General features: G+C 66.5%; 13 protein-coding genes. 4 read left to right on the top strand and 9 right to left on the bottom strand.

The window, feature by feature from the left end; translation table 11 throughout:
- Positions 1–72 precede the first annotated feature (72 nt).
- Positions 73–741: a hypothetical protein gene (locus tag KW836_RS12485; protein ID WP_255595438.1), complete on the top strand. Its 669-nt coding sequence runs from the start codon at positions 73–75 to the stop codon at positions 739–741.
- Positions 734–1858 carry a hypothetical protein gene (locus tag KW836_RS12480; protein WP_218343502.1) on the top strand — a complete coding sequence of 375 codons (1125 nt, stop codon included), beginning with the start codon at positions 734–736 and terminating at the stop codon, positions 1856–1858. The genes KW836_RS12485 and KW836_RS12480 overlap by 8 nt, the downstream gene beginning before the upstream one ends.
- A gap of 61 nt (positions 1859–1919) precedes the next feature.
- On the opposite strand, the gene KW836_RS12475 is transcribed toward KW836_RS12480, so the two are convergent.
- The 4 genes from KW836_RS12475 to KW836_RS12460 all read right to left on the bottom strand — a co-directional run bounded on the left by KW836_RS12475 (position 1920) and on the right by KW836_RS12460 (position 5661).
- Positions 1920–3512 (bottom strand): DHA2 family efflux MFS transporter permease subunit, encoded by a 1593-nt coding sequence (locus tag KW836_RS12475; RefSeq protein ID WP_255595435.1) that lies wholly within the window; start codon positions 3510–3512, stop codon positions 1920–1922.
- Between the two features lie 19 nt (positions 3513–3531).
- Positions 3532–4224 (bottom strand): SDR family oxidoreductase, encoded by a 693-nt coding sequence (locus tag KW836_RS12470; RefSeq protein ID WP_175126135.1) that lies wholly within the window; start codon positions 4222–4224, stop codon positions 3532–3534.
- Positions 4225–4340: 116 nt separating this feature from the next.
- Entirely contained in the window at positions 4341–4934 is a 594-nt protein-coding gene (locus KW836_RS12465) for a TetR/AcrR family transcriptional regulator (protein ID WP_175138947.1), read from the bottom strand.
- Between the two features lie 190 nt (positions 4935–5124).
- On the bottom strand, positions 5125–5661 hold the full coding sequence (locus tag KW836_RS12460) for a YaeQ family protein (RefSeq protein WP_175126133.1): 537 nt from the start codon (positions 5659–5661) through the stop codon (positions 5125–5127).
- A 184-nt stretch (positions 5662–5845) separates the two neighbouring features.
- Here KW836_RS12460 and KW836_RS12455 point away from each other — a divergent pair, with 184 nt between their 5' ends.
- Positions 5846–6499 (top strand): LysE family translocator, encoded by a 654-nt coding sequence (locus KW836_RS12455; protein WP_218343501.1) that lies wholly within the window; start codon positions 5846–5848, stop codon positions 6497–6499.
- A gap of 656 nt (positions 6500–7155) precedes the next feature.
- Here the strand turns inward: KW836_RS12455 and KW836_RS12450 are convergent.
- From KW836_RS12450 to ggt, 5 genes are all read right to left on the bottom strand, one after another.
- Positions 7156–9024 carry a dipeptide ABC transporter ATP-binding protein gene (locus KW836_RS12450; protein WP_175185165.1) on the bottom strand — a complete coding sequence of 623 codons (1869 nt, stop codon included), beginning with the start codon at positions 9022–9024 and terminating at the stop codon, positions 7156–7158.
- Between the two features lie 14 nt (positions 9025–9038).
- The gene (locus KW836_RS12445) at positions 9039–9917 is read right to left on the bottom strand and encodes an ABC transporter permease (RefSeq protein ID WP_218343500.1); all 879 of its coding nucleotides are present in this window, start codon (positions 9915–9917) and stop codon (positions 9039–9041) included.
- Positions 9914–10858 (bottom strand): ABC transporter permease, encoded by a 945-nt coding sequence (locus tag KW836_RS12440; RefSeq protein ID WP_056316436.1) that lies wholly within the window; start codon positions 10856–10858, stop codon positions 9914–9916. Before KW836_RS12440 ends, KW836_RS12445 begins: the two co-directional genes overlap by 4 nt.
- Before the next feature lie 129 nt (positions 10859–10987).
- The gene (locus KW836_RS12435) at positions 10988–12499 is read right to left on the bottom strand and encodes an ABC transporter substrate-binding protein (protein WP_175126130.1); all 1512 of its coding nucleotides are present in this window, start codon (positions 12497–12499) and stop codon (positions 10988–10990) included.
- A 47-nt stretch (positions 12500–12546) separates the two neighbouring features.
- A complete protein-coding gene (gene ggt / locus KW836_RS12430) occupies positions 12547–14175 on the bottom strand; it encodes a gamma-glutamyltransferase (protein ID WP_175126129.1) in 1629 nt (542 codons plus the stop codon).
- A 93-nt stretch (positions 14176–14268) separates the two neighbouring features.
- On the opposite strand from ggt, the gene KW836_RS12425 reads away from it, so the two are divergent.
- On the top strand, positions 14269–15171 hold the full coding sequence (locus KW836_RS12425; protein WP_218343499.1) for a LysR family transcriptional regulator: 903 nt from the start codon (positions 14269–14271) through the stop codon (positions 15169–15171).
- Position 15172: the final 1 nt, after the last annotated feature.

The raw sequence follows: 15172 nt of genomic DNA, 5'->3' as shown, positions 1-15172 counted from the left end.
CGCAACGTGGCTGACATTCTGTCACGGTTCGCACCAAAAATGCATCATTTCGGCAGATATGATCGCGGGCCTATGAGACCCCTTATTTCCGTAACGTTGCCGTGCTGGCGGCCTCGCTGGAAGGCCGCGCTGACGTATCCGCTATGGCTTGCCGCCGCAGCGGCGCTGATGGCTTTCCAGTCCGCCATCGCGGCTGCGCAGCCCTTCGATCGCCACGCGGAAAACGTGCGCTACCAGCAATGGCTGAGCGAATTCCGGGAAGATCTGCGCCGGCTTCGGCCATCCGCAGGCGGGCAGCCGGGGGACATCGACGCCCTGTTTGCCGGAACGGTCGTGCCCGGCTCGCGCGCCGCGGCGTTGCTGGAAAAACTGGCGGCAGCCCAGCCGGGCGGCACATCCGGCGAAATCCATTTCGTGGGCATCCGGCGCGTCTTCCTGGCCGCGCTGTCCGATGCCGTCGTGGCGGGCGACGGCGGGATCTATCCCGAAACGCAACCGGCGTTTCAGCACCCTGCGCTACGCGTGCGGTACGTACATGTGGACGGTGGCGGGCGTCTGGAACGCTACTTCAACGACCCCGAGGTCTTCAAGCCCTACCGGCTGCCGGCACCGGGCGTATTCGCCCGCAACGCGTATCCGTTCCTGCTGTTCGAGGAACGCGATGGAAAACTGCGCCTGGGCGGCGTATCCAGGGAATTCTGGGATCTCGTGACATTCATGGACGCGCTGCAATATGCGTGATCGTCTTGGCCGCATCGCATTTGGCGCGGCGTTGGCCTCGGCCTCGGTGATGCACGCCGACCCGGCCCTGGCGGCCTGCGGTCCTGCGGACGCGGGGTTTTCCGAATCCGGCGCTTTGACGGCGGTTCGCGTTTCCGTCGATGTGACGCAATCGCGCGTCCTGCTGGGCCGCCAGGGCGAACGCGTCGCCACGCAGCCGCAACCGGTCTGGCTGACCGCGTCCGGCGATCCGCACCCGCGCACCTGGATGGACAAGGTGGACTGGACCGCCTATCGCGTGGGCGACGGCGAGGGCGCGGCCCACGCGCAACTGCTTTTCGACGCCGACGGCCGGCTTTGCCGGGTCCAGCACCTGGACCCGCGGGCTTTGGGGACGCCGACGGTATCCGGCGGCCATGCGTTCGAGTACGGCGCTGACGGGTCCCTGTTGCGCGTGGCCGAGTACACGCGCACGCAGGGCGCGGCCTACACGCTCGTCGGCCAGGTCTGCCTGCGGCGCGATGCGCACGGCGCGCTGCAGGCATTTATCGCCGGGCCCTGCGGCGAGGCGATGGACGCGGCGCCCGGGCGGCGCTACGTACGCGATGCAGCCGGCAGGCTGCTGCGTGTCATCGACGCCGCCGCCAACGAGCCCGTCGCGGTGCAAACCTACGATGAACAAGGCCGGCCCGCCGCGCGCTATGTGCGGCGGCAGTCTCCATTCACGTCGCCGGATGGCCACGACGATCCCGGGGCGTATGCGGAACCCGTGGCCCTGCGGGACCGTCTGCACGTGATCGAGCGCGACGCGCTGTCGCGGTTGTCGACCGACGTGGCCGGCAATGCATGGCGCATCGTGCGCCTTCAGGAAGACATCGCTTTGGACGACGATGACATGGTGTCTTGGGATCCAGGCAGCCAGACGGTGCTGGCCGAGGGCGTGACCGGCGACCAAGGTCAATGCGCCCTTGATTCCGCCGCGCAGCAAAAGGTCTGGAAGGCCATGCAGGACGAGCCCGGGCGGATTCTCTGGTACACCGACCCGATGAGCCGGTTGGTGCTGGTGCCGGCCATGCCGGCCGCGACGTGGCGGGCATGCACGGACCCCGCGAACGTGTCGCGGAACGCCTGCCTGTAAACCGCAGGCGCGGAGCGTCCGTCACGGAACGCTGGCCGCGCCTGCCTGGCGCCATCGCGCGTTACGCGGGCCTGGGCCGGGTATCCACCGGCAGGCACAGCAGCGCCGTCAACAGCGCCAGCCCCACGTGCGCGGTGTAGATCGGCGAGAAATCCGCGTGACTGGCGACGCCGTGCCCCAGCAGCAGCACCGTGATCGCCACGCCCAGCACGCCGCCCACCTGGCGCGTCGCCTGGTTCACCGCGCTGCCCACCGCGTAATGCTGCGCCGGCAGCCGGTTCACCGCCGCCCCCGACAGCGACGGCAGCACCATGCCCACGCCGATGCCGCTCAGCAGCAGACCCGGCAGCCATTCAGTCAGATAGGCGGGCTCCGCGCCCGGCACCAGCAGAAACCACAACCCGCTTGCCGCGTACACCAGCGCGCCGCCCACCAGAAAGGGCCGATGCCCCATCCGCGCCGCCAGCCGGCCGGTGATGATCGCCGTCGGCATCACGAGCAGCGGGCCCGGCGTCACCGCCAGCCCCGCGCGCGGCAGGCTGTAATGCCACACGCCCGTCATGTAGAAGAAGAACGCGAAGAACATCATGGCAAAGGCAATGCCGAAGCTCAGCGTCGCCAGGTTCACGTAGCGGTAGGTCCGGTGCTTGAACAAGGCCAGATCCACCAGCGGATGCGGCGTCACGCGCGCCCAGGCCACGAAAGCGATCAGCGCCATCACACCCACCGCCGCCGCGATCGCCAGTTCGCTGCGCTGCCACGTCGGCGATTCCGATTGCACGATGGCCAGCGCCACCGCCCCCACGCCCACCATCAGCAGCGCCATGCCCACGCCGTCCACCCGGCGGCGCGCGTCCGGTTTCACCGACTCCTTCAGCATCCCCGCGCCGAACCACAGCGACACCGCGCCCAGCGGCAGGTTGATGTAGAACGCCCACGGCCAACCCGCCACGTCCACCACGAACGCGCCCAGGCTGGGACCCACCGCCGCCGCCAATCCGCCCACCGCGCCCCACAGGCTGACCGCGACCGACCGCTTCGACGCCGGAAAGGCTGCCAACACGATCGACAGCGACGCCGGCGTCAAGAGTGCCGCGCCCACCGCCTGCAGCACCCGCGCGGCGATCAGCCACTGTTCCGTCGCCGCCAGCCCGCAAGCCGCCGACGCCGCCAGAAACAGCAGCACCCCGCCCATGAACATGCGCTTGCGGCCATGCGTGTCGGCCAGTCCGCCCGACGGGATCAGCATGGCGGCAAAGACCACCGTGTAGGCATTGAGCACCCAGGACATGTCCGCGGCCGAGGCCGCCGGGAATCCTTCGCGCAGCGCGCCGAACGCCGCGAACAGCATCGTGCTGTCCAGCGACACCAGGAAGACGGCGATGCTGGCGATCCAGAAAATGGGCCAGGGGGATGCGTGCGGGGCGCTGGCGGCGTGCCCGGGCGCGGCCGCCGGGCCGGGGCCGGTTGCGGCGTGGCCGGACGCGGTCGCCGCGGCGGGGCCGGTTGCGGCGTGCCCGGGCGCGGTCGCCGGGACGGGGCCGGTTGCGGCAGCCGCGCCGGCGTTAACGGCGTCAGCTCGCAAGGCTGCACCGCCCAATGCGGCGCCCGAGCCTGCTTCGGAAGCGCCGGCTGATGTGGAGTGGTTACGCATGTCGGCCTGGCCCTCGCGCTTACAGATAGACCGCCGGGGTGGCGGTCAGCCCCTGCTTGACCTGGCGGGTCCGCTCGTCGGCCAGCACTTCCTGCTCGCCGGCTTCCAGCGCATCAAACGCCTGGCTCACGATGGCCTGCGGCGTGGACTTGGGCGCATCGATGCCCTTGGTCAGGTCGGTGTCCACGAACCCCATGTGCAGTCCAAGCACCTGCGTGTTCTGACCCCGCAGCTCCTGGCGCAGCCCGTTCGTCAGCGCCCAGGCCGCGGACTTGCTCATCCCGTACACCCCCAGCACCGGGTTGTTCACCCAGCTCGCGATCGACAGAACATTCAGGATCGCCCCGCCGCCATTCGCGGCCAGCGCCGGTGCAAACGCCTGCGACACCAGCAGCGGCCCAAACAGATTCACGTCCAGATGCCGGCGCGCCGACTCCACGCTGCCCGGCGTCAGAAACCCGCCGAAGTCCGCGATACCCGCGTTGTTGATCACCAGCGTCACGTCCTTCGCCAACTCCGCCGCAGCCGCCACGTCTTGCGCGCGCGTCACGTCCAGCTTGACCGGCACCACGCCTTCCAGCGTGATCGAAGACGGATCACGCGCGGCGGCGTACACCTTGCGGGCCCCGCGGGCCAGCGCCTCGCGGGCAAAAGTCAGACCCAGGCCGCGATTGGCCCCGGTGATGAAAACAACGGCGTTCTTGAGTTCCATGATCGGTATTCCTAAAAGTGATGTGTGGGTATGAGCCAGCGTCGGCACGACTAAATATGATGACCATCATATTTAAGGACAGCAAAATGGCCGCGCAACGCGGCCAGAAAAATCATTCAGTGGGAGACTGCGGCGCCCTCGTGGTCGTACTGCGCCAGAACGGCGTGACGGGCAGACGCCAGGACTGCGCGACCGCTCGGGTTATCGCCCAACGCCCGGGCCAGCTGCAACGCGCCCACGAGCGTACTGAGCACCGCCGCCGCCGCGTGTTCATCCACCTGAGCCGGCAGCACCTGTTGCACCGCTTCCAGCAACCGCTGCACCCGGCCGGCGGCCGCCTCGCGCACGTCGTCCGACTGGCGGGGAATCTCTGACGCCAACGCCGCCACCGGGCACCCCCGTTCGCAGCCGGTCAGATGCGCATCGCTGAGATAGGCTTCCACCCAGGCGCGCAACGGACTGGCGCCCTCGGCGCGGCGCCGCGCCATGCTCTGAGACAACCGCGCCGCGCCATCCTGCCCCGCACGCTCCATCGCCGCCGCCAGCAACGCGTCGCGCGACGGGAAATGCGCATAGAAGCCGCCGTGCGTCAGCCCGGCTTCTTTCATGACGTCCGCGACGCCCACCCCCGAATACCCCGCGCGCCGGATTGCGCGGGCGGCTGCATCAACGATGCGTTCGTGGGATTGTTCCTTGCGGGAGGCGGACATGATCGCAACACCGAAATATGATGATCGTCATATTACGCCCGCAATATTCCAGCTTGCAAGCCCCGGCCCCGTTTTTAGCGCCAGCCCTGCGGCGAAATGGTCACGTCGCGTTTTAGCGCCCCGTCTACGGGCCAATGGTCCCGTCGCGGTTTCAGCGGCCGCTCTACGGCTCGACAGTCACTTTGCGTTTTCAGCGCCAAGCTTCCGGCTCGATGGTCACTTCGCCCTTTTCCGCCGAGAAATACACCACGCCGTCCGAGATATTGGCGTTCAGCTGCATCGTGCGCTCGGCCAGCTTGCCCAACGCCTTCGACTGCTCCGAAGGCAGATTCACCACCTTCAGATTGCGCGTGCGCTCCAGCTTATTGCGCACCCCGTCCCACCAGATCTTGCTGGCCGACCCGCCATAGCAATACACGATCACCTCATCGGCGCGGCCACAGGCACGCAGAATCCGGCGCTCTTCAGGCTGGCCCACTTCGATCCACAGCTTGATCTCCCCGGTCAGATCCTTCACCCAAAGATCCGGCTCATCCGTCTCGCTCAGCCCCTTCGTGAACGCCAGTTCCTCCTGCGCGTGCATCGCAAACGCCAAGAGCCGCACCATCATGCGCTCGTCCGTCTCGGACGGATGACGCGCCACGGTAAGCCCGTGGCTGCCGTAATAGTGGCGATCGGTATCGGCGACGTTCAGGTCGGCCTTGTAGATGGTGGCGCGCAGGGCCATGGCGTAAGTCCGTTCAAAAGCGAATTGCAGGAAGGCCGCCATGATAACCGGGCGGTGCGGGCGTCAAGGCGGCTGTGCCGAGTCGGCATCCCCCCCACCTCATGGCAGTCAGGCACCGAGACCGGCGTTACACTTGCCGGGCGCCCGCAACCCCAGCCGGCAACGCCCTCAAGACCCGCCCTCCATGACCGCCACAGCCGCCCTCCTAGCCTTCACCCTGGCCGCCGCCATCCTGACCATCACCCCCGGCCTGGACAACGCCCTGGTGCTACGCACCGCCGCCGTCGAAGGCAGCCGCCGCGCCCTCATGGCCGGATTGGGCATCAGCGCCAGCTGCCTGCTATGGGGCGCCATCGCGGCATTCGGCCTCGGCTCGCTGCTGGCCGTGTCCACGTTGGCTTACGACACCTTGCGCATCTGCGCTGCGATCTACCTGTTCTATCTGGGCGTCAAGCTGCTGTGGAGCACCCGCTCCCGCCGCAAAGCCGCGACGGCGTCGCCCTCCGGCATCCTGGCCACCCCCGCCCGCCCCAGCACATCCGCCACCGGCTGGTTCGTGCGCGGCTGCCTTACCAACGCCCTGAACCCCAAGGTCGGCGTCTTCTACATCACGTTCCTGCCGCAATTCATCCCCGCCGGCGCCGACGTCCTTCGCTTCAGCCTGCTGCTCGCCACGGTCCACGCGATCGTCGGCATGCTGTGGTTCGTCCTTCTGGTAGCCGCCACCCGGCCTCTGGCGCGCTGGCTTTCCCGCCCCGCAGTCACCCGCGGCCTGGACCGTGTGACCGGGGCGGTGTTCATTGCGTTTGGGTTGAGGTTGGCGCTGGAGAAGCGCTGATTCAAAGGCTTGAAGCGACGCTGGCGCTTCGATGGGTGTCAGACACCCGGGAAGGCCAGCTGCAATACCACACACCATCTCGTAGGGGTGTCAGACACCTGAGAGCGGCGCGGGAGACACCCGGGAAGGCCAGCTGCAATACCACGCCCATCTCGTAGGGGTGTCAGACACCTGAGAGCGGCGCGGGCGCGCACAGGCGTCTAACGACAAACACCCCGCCACCAGCGCGCAGCGTCATCACCACGACGCAAGACACCCCAACGCCAAATAAGGCCGCCCGCGCGGCCGATTTTGGCGGCCCCGCAAGACCTTCGCCCCACCCCGCCCGAGGCAAAAACGCAAGAACTCCACCCGCCCCGCCACCCAACGCCGGCAACTCACGGAGCGGCTGGTGACGGGCCGGGTGCGAGCGAGGGGCGTCGATGCGCCCAAGGGAATCCGAAGGCAGGCGCCGAAGGGCGCCAACGAGGATGACGCAGGGGCCGTCCGGAGCGAAGGCTCCGGACCGCAATCGTGGCCCCTCGCTCGCACCCGGCCCGGCGCCGGCCGCGTCTCAAGAACCCCGACCGCCGCAAGCAGCAACAGCAATAACAGCAGCAGCAGCAGCAGCAGCAGCAGCAGCAGCAGCAGCAGCAGCAGCAGCAAAAACCGCCGCCTCAATAAACCCCAATCGCATGCCGAGCCACAAAATGCCCATCCCCCACGGCAACCAACGGCTCCACCAGCGGCTCATCCCCCACCCGACGCATCGGACTGGGAATCTCATCCACCAGCAGCGACCGCTCCCGATGCCGCCGCTGCGGATCCGCGATCGGCACCGCCGCCATCAGCTTCTTCGTATAGGGATGCTGCGGATTTTCAAAGATAGCCCGCCGAGGCCCGATCTCAACGATCTGCCCCAGATACATCACCGCGACCCGATGGCTGACCCGCTCCACCACCGCCATGTCATGCGAGATAAACAAAAACGAAACACCCAACTCACGCTGCAAATCCAGCAGCAGATTCACGATCTGCGCCTGAATCGACACATCCAGCGCCGACACCGACTCATCCGCAATCACCACCTTCGGATTCAACGCCAACGCCCGCGCGATGCAGATCCGCTGACGCTGCCCGCCCGAGAACTCGTGCGGATAGCGATCGATCATCTCAGGCAGCAGCCCGCATTTATCCATCAGCCAGCGCACCCGCTCCTGCGCCTCTTTACCGCGCGCCACCTTGTGGATCAGCAACGGCTCCATGATCGAATAGCCCACCGTCATCCGCGGATCCAGAGACGCAAACGGATCCTGGAAGATGAACTGGATGTGCTGGCGCAGCGTCTGCATCGCACTGCCCCGCAACGCCCCGATATTCTTGCCGTCGAATTCAATGGACCCGCTCTTGCTCTTGACCAGCTGTAGCAAAGAACGGCCAGTCGTCGTCTTCCCGCACCCAGACTCGCCCACCAGCGACAGCGTCTCGCCCGGATACAGGTCGAAGCTGACCTTCTCGACCGCATGCACCCGCTTCTGCACCCGGCCCAGAATGCCGCCGGTAATGTCAAAGCTGGTCGTCAGATCCCGCACCTTCAGCACAGGACCATTCTCGCGCCGCACCGTAGACGGCGCCGCCACCGGCGTGTCCACCAGCCGCGCCGGATCCGGCACCCGCACCGCCTCGTCCACCTTCAACAGCGGAAACGGCGCCGGCTCGTCCGTGCCCTGCATCGCCCCCAGCCGCGGCACCGCCGACAGCAGCGCTCGCGTGTAGGCATGCTGCGGACGCGCAAAGATCTCGTCCGAACCGCCCTCTTCCACCTTGTCGCCCCGGTACATCACCAGCACCCGGTCCGCCACTTCCGCCACCACGCCCATGTCGTGCGTGATGAAGATCACGCCCATGTCCATTTCTTCCTGGAGCTGGCGGATCAGTTGCAGGATCTGAGCCTGGATGGTGACGTCGAGCGCGGTCGTCGGCTCGTCGGCGATCAGCAGTTGCGGCTTGCACGACAGCGCCATCGCGATCATCACGCGCTGGCGCATCCCGCCCGACAACTGGTGCGGATAGCGGTCCAGAATGGCGCGCGCCTCAGGGATGCGCACCCGTTCCAGCATGCGCAGCGTTTCCGCCCGCGCCGCCGCCGCGTCCAGCCCCTGGTGCAGCTGCAGGGCCTCGGCGATCTGATTGCCCGCCGTAAAGCTGGGGTTCAGCGACGTCATCGGCTCCTGGAAGATCATCGCCACGTCCGCGCCGCGCACGCGCTGCAGCGTCGAATCGGGCGCGCTGACCAGATCCAGCACCTCGCCGCTACGCCGGCGCAGCAGCATTCCGCCATTGGCGATGTGCCCGCCGCCATACTCGACCAGCCGCATCAGCGCCAGCGACGTCACCGACTTGCCGGAGCCCGACTCGCCCACGATGGCCAGCGTCTCGCCGCGGTTCACGTGAAAGGAAACATTGCGCACCGCTTCCACGGTGCGTTCGGGCGTTTTGAACCGCACCGTCAGGTCATTGACCTGTACGACACGGTTGGAATCCATGGTTGCCATATCGATTACTTTTCCTGACGCGGATCGAGCGCGTCACGCAGCCCGTCACCCAGCAGATTGAAGCCCAGCACCACCAGGAAAATGGCCGATCCGGGGAAGATCGACATCCAGGGCGCCTGGGTCATGAAGTTCTTGGCCGTGTTCAGCATCGAGCCCCACGACGGCGTCGGCGGCTGCAGGCCCAGGCCCAGGAAGGACAGGCTGGCCTCGGCGATGATGGCCGTGGCGATCGTGATGGTGGCCTGCACGATCAGCGGCGGCATCACGTTGGGGAACACGTGCCGGCCGATGATGCGCAGGTCAGACGCGCCCAGCGCGCGGGCGCTCTGCACGTAGTCCTCGTTCTTGACCGCCAGCACCTGCCCGCGCGTCAGCCGGATGAACTTGGGCGCGGCGGACACGCCGATGGCGATCATCGCGTTGGTCAGGCTGGGTCCCAAAAAGGCGGCCAGCGCAATCGCCAGGATCAGGAAGGGAATGGCCAGGAGCGCCTCGGTGGCGCGCGAGATGAAGCTGTCCGTCCAGCCGCCGAAGTAGCCCGCGGCCAGGCCGAACGGCACGCCCACGATCAGTGCGATCAGCACCGACACCAGGCCCGCCATCAGCGAGGCGCGCGCGCCGTACACCATGCGGCTGTAGATGTCCCGGCCCAGCTCGTCCGTACCCAGCCAATGCGCCGCGGACGGCGCCTTGCGGATGGTGGTGAAGCTGGTCTGCAGGGGATCCTGGCTGACGATGAACGGTGCCAGGATGGCCACCAGCACGAAGAACAGCACGATGCCCAGGCCGAGCATCGCGATGCGGTTGCGTTTGAATTTGGCCCACGCGCGATTGCGGCTGCGGGGCGGCGTGACGGCTGCGGCCGTTGCAGGAATTGCGCTCATGAGTGCCTCAGGCGGGGATTGACCAGGATGTACAGAATGTCGGCCAGCAGGTTCATCAGGATGAAGCCCACCGCCACGCAGAGCACCACGCCCTGCACCACCGCGTAGTCGCGGGTGAACACCGCATCGACCACCAGCTTGCCGAAGCCCGGAATCGTGAAGACCTGCTCGGTCAGCACGGCGCCCGCCAGCAGTTCGCCGAACAGCAGCGTCACCAGCGTGACGATCGGCATCAGCGCATTGCGCAGCGCATGGCGCAGCACCACACTGCGCGGCGACACGCCCTTGGCGCGGGCGGTGCGCACGTAATCCGCCGACAGCGCTTCCAACATGGAAGACCGCGTATGCCGCATCAGATACGCCGCGATCGCCGTGGACAGCACCAGCGACGGCATCAGCATCGTCTTGATCGACAGCCAGAAGTCTTCAGACGGCGACACGTAGCCCGAGGCGGGCAGCAGCTTCCACTGCACCGACACCACCATGATGAGGATGATGCCCAGCCAGAAGTTGGGAATGGACATGCCGGATAACGCCGCGATGTTGGCGCCCATTTCGACGGGCTTGCCTTTACGCACCGCGGCGATGATGCCCATGGGGATGCCCACCAGCAGCGCGAAGAACATCGCCATGGCCGCCAGTTGCAGCGTGACGGGCAGCTTTTGCGCGATCAGCGTCGTGACGGGCACGTCGGTGCGCAGGGACTTGCCCAGATCGCCTTGCAGAACCTGCCCGGCCCAGGCCGCGTACTGCATCGGCAACGGGTCGTTCAGGCGGTATTTGTCGCGCAGGTAGTCCAGGACGGCCGGGTCGCGCTCTTCGCCGGCCAGGGTCAGCACCGGATCGCCGGGCAGGATTTTCTGCAGCATGAACACGATCATCGACACCAGTATCAGTGTCGGGATCGCGACGATCACGCGGCGCAAGATGAGTTTAAGCATGTGGGAAACCGTAAGACAGGAACGACGGACGGCGCCGGCCGGACAGGGCCCGATGCGCGTCCGCCGCAAACGACAACCGGACGCGCAAGGCGCGTCCGGCGGGCGCGGCGGGCATTCGCCGCCCCAACATTACTTCTGCGCGAACGTCACGCCCTTGAGCCGGATCATACCGTCCGGATAGGGCGTGAAGCCCTGGACCTTCTTGCCCATCACGAAGGGCCACGGCTGGTAGTAGTTGTACACGCCGGGCAGTTCGTCCTGGATGATGGCCTGCGCCTGGTCGTAAATGGCCTTGCGCTTGGCTTCGTCCGGCACCGTGCGGGCCTGGTTCAGCAGCTTGTCGACTTCCGGATTGCAGTAGTGGCCGTCGTTCAGTGCGCCCTTGCAGGTGACGAACGCGTGGATGTTGCCGTCGGGATCGACCCGGCCGGACCACCCCAGCATCACGATCTGGAAGTTGCCGCCCGAGGCTTCCTTTTGGAGCGCCGCGTATTCGGTCGGGCGCAGCGACAGGTCAAAGCCCGCCTCGGCAGCCATCGCCTGGACGATTTCCGCGATGGACGAGGTGGTGGTGTTGTTGCCAAACACCAGCTCGGCCTTCACGCGGTCAACGCCCGCCTGCTTGAGCAGGCTCTTGGCCTTGGCCACGTCGCGCTGGGTGACTGGGAACTTGTCGCTGTGATAGGGGCTGGCGGGCGGGAACGGCTGCTGCGCGGGTTCGAAGATGCCGCCGCCGGCCACTTCGTTGATGGCGTTGCGATCGATGGCGTACTGGAACGCCTGGCGCACCAGCTTGTTCTTGAACGGGTTGTCTTCGGCGCGCTTGCCATTGCCCACGTTGAACATGAACTGCTGGAAGCCCAGGCCCGCAACCGGCGCGAACGTCAGGCTGGCGTCGTTCTTGACCTGCGGCGCGTCGGACGGATTCAGGCGTTCGAGCATGTCCAGGTCGCCGGCGCGCAGGTTGGACAGGCGCACGGTGGTGTCCGGGATGGGCAGGAAGGTCACGCGCTTGAACGCGTAGTCCTTGGCGCCGTAGTACTGGTCGAATTTTTCCAGGACGATGCGGTCGTTCTGGATGCGTTCGACGAATTTGTACGGGCCCGAGCAGATGGGCTTGCGGCCCACGGCGGCGACGTCGTCCGAGAAGGTCTTGGGCGACAGCATCATGCCGGCGCGGTCGGACAGTTGCGCGAGCAGCGTGGCGTCCGGTTCCTTCAGGGTCAGCACCAGCGTGGTGGCGTCGGGCGCGTCAACCTTGGCCACCGAGCGCAGTTCGCCCTTGCGCAGGCTGTCCGGCAGGCTCATGGCGCGGTCCAGGTTGGCCTTGGCCGCGGCCGCGTCGAACTTGGTGCCGTCGTGGAACAGCGCGTCGTCGCGCAGCTTGAAGGTCAGCACCTTGTTGTCGTCGCTGAACGACCACGAGGTGGCCAGTTGCGGCACGAAGTGCAGTTTGGGATCGATGTCCACCAGCTTGTCGCACAGCGACGTGAACACGATGCGGCCCACGTAGGTGCGGGCGCGGTGCGGATCCAGGACATCGGGATCTTCCTGCAGGCCGATCCGGATGTTCTGGGCGCTGGCGGCGCCGGCGGCCAGCGCCAGCAGGCTGGCGCCGAAGGTCATGGTCAAGCGTTTCATTGTGTTTATTCCCCTTGTTGCTGCATTTGCCGGTATCAGGAACCGCTTTAGAAACCCACCGCCTGGCCGTCGCGACGGCTGTCGCTGGCGGCGACGTAGCCCAGTTCGTTGTCGCTTTCGGCCATGCGCCAGATGAACTGGCCAGCGCCGAAGTCCATGTAGGGATCGTCAACGGATTTCAGAGCATGGCCCAGATCCTTCAGACCTGCAATCGTCGAGGCCTTCATATTGGTCTCGATATCCAGCGTGAAGTCGCGGTTGACCTTCCAGCGCGGGGCGCAGCAGGCGGCTTGCGGGTTCTGGTGGTAGTCGATCATGCGGACGACCGTCTGCATGTGGCCCTGGGGCTGCATGTCGCCGCCCATGACGCCAAAGCTCATGACCGGCTTGCCGCCGCGCGTGAGGAAGCCCGGGATGATGGTGTGGAACGGGCGCTTGCCGCCTTCGACCACGTTGGCCGACTTGGGATCCATCGAGAAACCCACGCCGCGGTTCTGCATGCTGATGCCGGTGCCCGGCACGACCACGCCCGATCCGAAGCCCATGTAGTTGGACTGGATGAACGAGATCATCATGCCGTTTTCGTCGGCGGCGGTCAGGTAGATGGTGCCGCCCGCGTGCGGACGGCCGGCTTCGAAATGGGTGGCCTGGTCCAGACGGATCAGCTTGGCGCGGCTGTCCAGGTAGGCGTCCGACAGCATCTGTTCGGGCGTGACCTGCATGGCGCGCGGGTCGGCCACGTACTTGTACAGATCGGCGAAGGCCAGCTTCATGGCTTCGATCTGGATGTGCTGCGATTGCACCGAATCCACGGGAATGTCGGCCATGTCGAAGCGTTCGACGATGCCCAGCGCGATCAGCGCGGCGATGCCCTGCCCGTTCGGCGGGATTTCATGCAGCTCGTAGCCACGGTACGACTTGGAAATGGGCTTGACCCATTCCGGGCGGTAGCCGCGCAGGTCTTCCAGCGTCATCGCGCCGCCGCATTCCTTGCTGAAGGCGGCGATGCGCTCGGCCAGCTCGCCTTCGTAGAAGTCGCGGCCCTTGGATTCGGCGATGCGGCGCAGCGTGTTGGCGGCGTCGGGGAAACGGAAGTGCTCGCCGACCTTGGGCGCGCGGCCTTCGGGCAGGAAGGCCTGGGCGTAGCCGGGCTGCGACTTCAGTTCTTCGGCGGCGGCGGCCCACTTGTGCGCCACCACGGGCGGCACGGCGTAGCCGCGCTCGGCGATCTCGATGGCGGGTTCAAACAGCTGTTCGAACGGCAGCTTGCCCAGCTTTTCATGCAGCGCGGCCCAGCCGGCCACCACGCCGGGGACCGTGACCGAGTCCCAGCCGCGCTTGGGCTGGATGGCCAGGCCGTTGTCGCCGGTGCCGTACTTGCGCTTGAAGTATTCGGTGTTCCAGGCGGCAGGCGCGACGCCCGACGAGTTCAGGCCGTGCAGCTCCTTGCCGTCCCACACGATGGCAAAGCAATCGCCGCCCAGGCCGCAGGAGACCGGTTCGACCAGGACGATCGTGGCCGCGGCCGCGATGGCGGCGTCCACGGCGTTGCCGCCCTTGAGCAGCATGCGCAGCCCCGCCTGGGCCGCCAGCGGGTGCGACGTGGAGACCACGTTGCGGGCGAACAGCGGGATGCGAACGGAAGGATACGGGTTGGCCCAGTCGAAGGTTTTCATGTGGCGGGTCTCTTAACGGTTAAGCGGGCGAAGTTACTCTCGTGCTTTAATTAAATCAATTTGATTTTTTGTTCCGTCATAAAAGAAATTTTTATGAGTACGATCCGATTTCTACGCACATTCCTGGCGGTCGCGCACCACGGTTCCTTCTCCGAGGCCGCCGAGCAGGTCGCCCTTACGCAGGCGGCCGTGAGCTTTCAAATGCGGTCGCTTGAAGCCGAGCTGGGACGAGAACTTTTCGACCGCAGCGGGCGCCTGGCCATCCTGAACGCGGCCGGGCGCGAATTGCTGCCCGAAATCAAGCACTTGCTGGATTTATACGACAGACTCAGGCGTCCGAGCACCGCGCCCGGCGAATTGGCCGGATCGGTGTCGGTAGGCAGCATCGTGTCCTGCATGGGCACGCTGTCCAAGGTCATCTCGGGGCTGAAGAAGGCCCATCCCAAGCTGGACGTGCGCATCCTGTCGGGCAAGGCCAGCGAACTGGCGGGCAAGGTGGAGGACGGCGAGCTGGACGCCGCGTTCCTGGTGGAAGCCGGCCGCAAGATGGCCAGCACGCGCTGGACGCCGCTGTATGAAGAACAGATGGTGGTGATCGCGCCGCGGTCTGCAGCCGGCCAGGACGCACGCGAGGTGTTGGCAGGCAATCCCTTCCTGCGCTTTGACCGGACCCAGCGCACCGGGCTGCAGATCGACCGCCTGCTGCGCCGCATGGCGGTGCCGGTCAACGACTTCCTGGAACTGAACGCCATTGAGACGCTGGTGGAATTGGTGCGCCAGGAGGTCGGCGTGACGCTGCTGCCGCTGATCAACGGCGCGAACTGGCAGCACAGCCCGGAACTGCGGATTTTTTATCTGCCCGAGGACCTGGGGCCCCTGTCGCGCTCCATCGGGATGCTGGAACGCCGCGAGCATGCACGCCAGGGCATCACGGCGGCGATCTGCGAAGCGTGCGCGCAGGCTTTCCGCGCACGCGACCCGCAAACCGCCGCGTGAG

The organism is Achromobacter sp. ACM05 (assembly GCF_019218915.1).
GTDB classification, from domain to species: domain Bacteria; phylum Pseudomonadota; class Gammaproteobacteria; order Burkholderiales; family Burkholderiaceae_B; genus Achromobacter; species Achromobacter animicus.
The sequence above is the reverse complement of the archived record's forward strand: the minus strand, read 5'-3'. Positions and strand labels throughout refer to the sequence as shown.

Bases quoted from the DNA above. Each gene is read 5' to 3' on its own strand.
- KW836_RS12485 (WP_255595438.1), top strand. From the start codon at position 73: ATGAGACCCCTTATTTCCGTAACGTTGCCGTGCTGGCGGCCTCGCTGG.
- KW836_RS12480 (WP_218343502.1), top strand. From the start codon at position 734: ATGCGTGATCGTCTTGGCCGCATCGCATTTGGCGCGGCGTTGGCCTCG.
- KW836_RS12475 (WP_255595435.1), bottom strand. From the start codon at position 3,512: ATGCGTAACCACTCCACATCAGCCGGCGCTTCCGAAGCAGGCTCGGGC.
- KW836_RS12470 (WP_175126135.1), bottom strand. From the start codon at position 4,224: ATGGAACTCAAGAACGCCGTTGTTTTCATCACCGGGGCCAATCGCGGC.
- KW836_RS12465 (WP_175138947.1), bottom strand. From the start codon at position 4,934: ATGTCCGCCTCCCGCAAGGAACAATCCCACGAACGCATCGTTGATGCA.
- KW836_RS12460 (WP_175126133.1), bottom strand. From the start codon at position 5,661: ATGGCCCTGCGCGCCACCATCTACAAGGCCGACCTGAACGTCGCCGAT.
- KW836_RS12455 (WP_218343501.1), top strand. From the start codon at position 5,846: ATGACCGCCACAGCCGCCCTCCTAGCCTTCACCCTGGCCGCCGCCATC.
- KW836_RS12450 (WP_175185165.1), bottom strand. From the start codon at position 9,024: ATGGATTCCAACCGTGTCGTACAGGTCAATGACCTGACGGTGCGGTTC.
- KW836_RS12445 (WP_218343500.1), bottom strand. From the start codon at position 9,917: ATGAGCGCAATTCCTGCAACGGCCGCAGCCGTCACGCCGCCCCGCAGC.
- KW836_RS12440 (WP_056316436.1), bottom strand. From the start codon at position 10,858: ATGCTTAAACTCATCTTGCGCCGCGTGATCGTCGCGATCCCGACACTG.
- KW836_RS12435 (WP_175126130.1), bottom strand. From the start codon at position 12,499: ATGAAACGCTTGACCATGACCTTCGGCGCCAGCCTGCTGGCGCTGGCC.
- ggt (WP_175126129.1), bottom strand. From the start codon at position 14,175: ATGAAAACCTTCGACTGGGCCAACCCGTATCCTTCCGTTCGCATCCCG.
- KW836_RS12425 (WP_218343499.1), top strand. From the start codon at position 14,269: ATGAGTACGATCCGATTTCTACGCACATTCCTGGCGGTCGCGCACCAC.